The organism is Candidatus Desulfolinea nitratireducens, from assembly GCF_982879505.1.
Map to the genome: position 1 here is coordinate 1 of NZ_CEYOSI010000276.1, position 3,910 is coordinate 3,910.

The 3,910-nt window shown below is 50.5% G+C and carries 2 protein-coding genes and 1 pseudogene; all 3 read right to left on the bottom strand.

What is annotated here, in order from left to right; all coding sequences use genetic code 11:
* Window positions 1–219: 219 nt before the first annotated feature.
* Window positions 220–2,007 (bottom strand): glutamine--fructose-6-phosphate transaminase (isomerizing), encoded by a 1,788-nt coding sequence (gene glmS / locus AC3DOM_RS16385; RefSeq protein WP_487920113.1) that lies wholly within the window; start codon window positions 2,005–2,007, stop codon window positions 220–222.
* Between the two features lie 158 nt (window positions 2,008–2,165).
* A pseudogene (locus tag AC3DOM_RS16390) lies at window positions 2,166–2,384 on the bottom strand (transcriptional regulator); the annotation flags it as partial.
* 15 nt (window positions 2,385–2,399) lie between these two features.
* A partial coding sequence (gene katG, locus AC3DOM_RS16395) for a catalase/peroxidase HPI (protein ID WP_487920114.1) occupies window positions 2,400–3,910 on the bottom strand: 1,511 nt, incomplete at its 5' end.

Here is a 3,910-nt window from a genome sequence, read left to right on the forward strand (position 1 = left end):
CAATTCAGCATAGGTTAGCATGACCCTATTTTACTATTACGGATAATGTCTATTGTACAGGCGACCAGATAGCGGGGAGCTCGTTTACATGCATGGTTTCGGGATCAATGATTGATGGCATAGATTTATTTTCCTTCCTTAGTGTAGGTCACGTTTGTGGGCCACGGTTTCAACGTGACAAGTTTTCGGTGTTGTCACGCTGCAAGCGTGACCGACGATTCAATCTACGGTCAGTGTTTTCGATAAATTCCTTGGGAAGTCAGGATCAACCCCACGCGCAACACTCATATGATAAGAGAGTATTTGTAAAGGCAGGACAGCCAGGAGAGCACTGATTTGCTCCTCTGCGTCGGGGATGACGATCAGATCATCTGCGTTGGCGCGGAGACGTTCATCATCAGGACCGATGACGATGGCGCGTGCGCCGCGAGCGGTCACCTCGTTGATGCCGCTGATGATGAGGGGAATGTCTTCTTTCCCAGCGACGAAAATGATCGGATAATTTTCGGTGACAGCCGAAAGGGGACCGTGTTTGAACTCGGTGGAGAGCATTCCCTCACAGTGCGCATAAGTAATTTCTTTAAGCTTGAGCGCGCCTTCAAGGGCGATGGGAAAAGTCGCTCCGTACCCAAGCGTGTACATATCGTCAACATTTTCCAGTGTGGAGGCCAGTTCCTCGACCTGCGGGGCAACCATCGCCAGTGTTTTCTCCATCAGCACGGGGATTCCGGCCAATTCGTCAAGATCGCGCCCCGCCATTTTATGGGCCAAATAGAGGAAGATGAATACCTGGTTCGTGAAAGTCTTGGTTGCGGGGACGCTGATTTCGTAGCCGCAGCCAAGAGGCAGACAGCTATTGGTGAACTGGGTCAATGTCGAGCCGATCACGTTGGCGATGCCGAAGGGTGTCATCCCTTTGACCTCGGCAGCAGCGAGGGCATTGAGCACATCCTTGGTCTCCCCGGATTGGCTGACAAAGATGCCCACATCCTCGTGATTAACGGTAGGCGCAAACTGGGAGATAAATTGGGGGGCGAGAACGGGAATCGCCGCACGCCCTGCGATTTGGGCGAGGGCAACGGAACCAGATATACAGGCATGATAACTCGTCCCACAGCCGATCAGGTAGAGGTTGCGTGCGTTCCGCATTTTATCCACAATGGAATCCAGCTCGGATGAATCATCCAAAAGGTGATGCAATTCCCGCGCCACCTGTGGTTGCTCATGAATTTCCTTGAGCATAAAGTGGGGATATCCACCCTTTTGAACGGCATCCATGCTTTCAGTGATGATCTCGGATTCGCGTTGAATGATCTTTCCATCGGTAACGGAGCGTAACTCAACCTGGTCATGGCTCAAAATGATGATCTCGCCATCTTGCGGGCGGATGATCTCTCGCGTGAGCGGCAGCAAGGAAGGCAGGTCAGAGGAAAGGCAGGTGAAATCATCACCGATTCCAACCACAAGGCCCGAGCCTTTTTTCATCGCGTAGAGCTTGTCATCGTTGGCTTGTCCGAGAACAAAAGCGTAGTCACCCGCGAGATCGCCATAAGCAAGACGAATTGCGTCGATTATTTCGTAGCCGCGTTTGAGATAACGTTCCACCGCGTGAACACAGGTCTCACCATCATTTTCCGAACGGACGGTGAGGCCTTCCTCTATAAATTGTTGGCGTAATTCAATATTATTGACCACGTTACCATTATGAGCGCCAACCATGAGCCCGTCCGAATCGAGATGCGGCTGCGCATTAACTTGAGAAGGCGCTCCAAAAGTTGCCCAGCGCAATTGCGTGATGCCGCGTTGCCCGCTCATTTCGCTGATATTATATTTTTCTGCAACCGTATCGACTTTGCCCACGTCTTTACGAAGATCAATCTTATCCCCGCTGATGGTCGCCATCCCGACCGAGTCGTAACCTCTATAAGTAAGGCGTTCAGCAGCGCCGATCAATATCGGCCCTAAATTTTCTTCTTTTTCTTTAACGATACCGAAAATACCGCACATTTTTTCTCCTGTTTTGGTTCACCACAAAGACACAAAGGACACAGAGTTTTTTATGGTGAGATATTTTTTGCGTGGGAATTATAGCTGATATGGTTGGAAAGATAGGACGCGGATTAGGCGGATTACGCAAATTTTTTTAGTGCAAAAACTCAAAATCGTTAAACACAAAGTTCACGAAGCGCCACGAACGAAAAACTTTGCGTTTTCTTTTTCCTTCGTGAATCTTTGTGCTCTTCGTGGTTAAAGTTTTTAATAATCCGTGTTCCATAAAAAACAGCCCCGATGAAAATCATCAGAGCTGTTTTGCCTTTATACGTTTTCTCGCACTTTACATAACTGGCGTTCTCCAGTTTTGAAAGATGCGCAGAGAGATTGCCTTTTGTTAGTCCGGTTCAGGCGAGGTCGAAGCGGTCAGCGTTCATGACCTTGTTCCATGCCGCCACGAAGTCATCCACGAACTTAGTCTGCGCATCATCCTGAGCATAGACTTCTGCCAAGGCGCGCAGTTGGGAGTTCGAACCGAAAATGAGATCGACACGCGTGCCGGTCCACTTGAGTTCGTCCGTTGCGCGGTCACGACCCTCGAAGACATCTTTCTCTTCCGTGGTTGCTTTCCACGCTGTGCTCATATCAAGCAGATTGACGAAGAAGTCATTGGTGAGTGTCTCGGGTTGTTTGGTGAAAACCCCATGCTGGGATTGCCCGAAGTTCGCATTCAAAACACGCATCCCACCAAAGAGAACAGTCATTTCAGGAGCGGTCAGAGTCAGCAGTTGTGCGCGATCAACCAGCATTTCTTCGGCTGCGACGCTGTATTTGGCTTTGAGATAATTGCGGAAACCATCTGCGCTTGGTTCGAGTACGGCAAATGATTCCACATCGGTTTGCTCTTGTGATGCATCCGTCCGTCCCGGAGTGAAGGGAACGCTTACCTCGTGACCAGCATTTTTCGCAGCTTGCTCGATGGCTGCACATCCGCCCAGGACGATCAGGTCTGCCAAAGAAACTTTTTTGTTGAACTCTTTTTGGATTTTCTCAAGAGTCTCGAGAACGCTCTCCAATTGGGCCGGCTCATTGACATCCCAACTTTTTTGCGGCTCTAACCGGATACGTGCTCCGTTTGCCCCGCCCCGTTTGTCAGAACCGCGGAAGGTTGACGCTGATGCCCAGGCGGTCGAGACCAACTGAGAAATGGAAAGTCTTGATGCCAGAATCTTGGACTTGAGCGTAGCAATGTCTTCTTCGTTAATCAAATCATGGTCAACAGCCGGAACCACATCTTGCCAAACCAGTTCCTCATTAGGAACCTCCGTGCCGAGATAGAGGGATCGGGGACCCATGTCACGGTGGGTCAGCTTGAACCAGGCGCGAGTGAAGGCATCCGCGAATTCGTCGGGGTTCTCAAGGAAGTGGCGTGAGATTTTTTCATAGGCAGGATCAAACTTGAGAGACAGGTCGGCAGTAGTCATCATAGGGCGATGTTTTTTGGTCGGATCATGGGCATCAATTACCATATCCTCTTCATCAACATCTTTTGCAAGCCAAATATAAGCTCCTGCAGGACTTTTTAGCAGTTCCCACTCGTACTTGAACAACACTTTCAGGTAGCCCATATCCCATTGGGTCGGGTTCGGTTTCCAGGCGCCCTCGATGCCGCTGCCAATCGCATCGCCACCCTTGCCGCTGCCAAAGGAACTCTTCCATCCAAGACCCTGCTCCTCGATCCCAGCGGCCTCAGGTTCTGGCCCAACCAGCGCGGCATCACCAGCGCCATGCGCTTTGCCGAAGGTGTGTCCACCTGCAATCAGAGCGACAGTTTCTTCGTCATTCATAGCCATGCGGGCAAAAGTCTCTCGAACATCATGTCCAGAAGCTGCTGGAATAGGTTCTCCATTAGGTCCTT

What these genes read in the sequence shown, in the direction of transcription:
- glmS (WP_487920113.1), bottom strand. Translation starts at nt 2,007, where the DNA reads ATGTGCGGTATTTTCGGTATCGTTAAAGAAAAAGAAGAAAATTTAGGG.